This window comes from Pseudomonas sp. RA_35y_Pfl2_P32 (assembly GCF_963970735.1).
Classification (GTDB): Bacteria; Pseudomonadota; Gammaproteobacteria; order Pseudomonadales; family Pseudomonadaceae; genus Aquipseudomonas.
Genome location: NZ_CAXAQF010000232.1, coordinates 1 through 505, shown reverse-complemented (window position 1 = coordinate 505; position 505 = coordinate 1). Strand labels below are relative to the sequence as shown.

1 protein-coding gene is annotated in these 505 nt (G+C 64.8%); it reads right to left on the bottom strand.

Features of this window, described 5'->3' with window-relative positions:
• Window positions 1–212: 212 nt before the first annotated feature.
• Window positions 213–505: nitroreductase (locus tag AACY45_RS28020; protein ID WP_339548721.1), on the bottom strand; the 293-nt coding region annotated here is incomplete at its 5' end.

The window sequence follows — 505 nt, the reverse complement described above, 5'->3', positions numbered from 1 at the left end:
CAAGCCGATGACCGAGGAGGCGAAGAAGATCCTGTTCGGGCAGACGGCAAAGGTACTGGGGTAACGACTCCTCCCCGCGTCGGGGAGAGGGGGACCATGAGCATTTAGCGAATGGTGGAGGGGGCCTGCCACAAGCGCTACGCCCGTTGCACGCCCCCTCCACCATTTCGCCGGAAGGGGCGAAATGGTCCCCCTCCCCGTGCCGGGGAGGATTATCTATGAATCCGCAACCACTCCTCTTCCGGAGCCCGTGCACTGCGCAAGCGGTTCGCGGGCTCTTCTGTGTCCTCGAACCCGATCGCCATGCCGCAGAACAGCATCCGCTCAGGCGGAATGCCAATCGCATCGCCCACCGTCTCCGGGTACATCCCCCAGCATTCCTGCGCGCAGGTCGCCAGCCCGGCCTCGACCGCGAGCAACATGACATTCTGCAGATACATGCCAAGATCGGCCCATTGCGGCGGCCCCATCCGCCGGTCGACCGTGCAGAACAACGCGGCAGGCG